1 protein-coding gene is annotated in these 581 nt (G+C 69.2%); it reads left to right on the top strand.

Annotated features, from left to right (window positions below):
• The first annotated feature begins 230 nt into the window (after positions 1-230).
• Positions 231-440 carry a hypothetical protein gene (locus MZTS_RS24495; RefSeq protein WP_009865586.1) on the top strand — a complete coding sequence of 70 codons (210 nt, stop codon included), beginning with the start codon at positions 231-233 and terminating at the stop codon, positions 438-440.
• Positions 441-581: the final 141 nt, after the last annotated feature.

Raw genomic sequence — 581 nt, 5'->3', positions numbered from 1 at the left:
CGCGGTGGCGGCCTGCAGCATCGGCCGCAACGCCGAGTTCACCGCCTTCCTCCACCTGCTCGGCGAGGGGCGCCTTCCCTCCCCGGCCGATCTCGACCGGGGCGTCGAGCTGACGGGGCTGCTGTGACGCATCGGCGCGGAGTCGTTTTCCGGCTCCGCGCGGCGACGGAGGCGGTTTACCTTTCCGAGGCCGGCCAAGGGATGGTCCTGGCGCGAGAGGGGCCGAGCCTATGAACACCATCCTCGTCGTCGCCCTGGTCTGCGCCTCCAGCGTGCAGATGCCCGATTGCTCCCGGGAAACCGCCCTCGACGTCATTGTCGGCCCGGCCCACACGCTTCAGGAATGCCTGATGCAGGGGCCGGTGCTCGCCGCCAATGCGGGGCATGCCGATGCCAACACCTATGTGAAGACCCGCTGTGAGCAGCGGAAGGAGCGATAGAGGCGATCATGGCGGAAAACCAATCCGAGGAAATTTCCCCGGCCCGCGTCGCCGAGATCCGCTTGCGTGCCCGCCTCGCGGTGGTCGAGCGCGCGGCATGGTTCGGCTTCGTCGAGGCGATGCGGGCCCGCCCGGCGGAAA

The organism is Methylorubrum zatmanii (assembly GCF_014845115.1).
GTDB classification, from domain to species: domain Bacteria; phylum Pseudomonadota; class Alphaproteobacteria; order Rhizobiales; family Beijerinckiaceae; genus Methylobacterium; species Methylobacterium zatmanii.
This window is presented reverse-complemented; position numbering and strand designations above follow the sequence as displayed.

Coding starts and splice junctions, on each gene's coding strand:
- MZTS_RS24495 (WP_009865586.1), top strand. CDS start 231: ATGAACACCATCCTCGTCGTCGCCCTGGTCTGCGCCTCCAGCGTGCAG.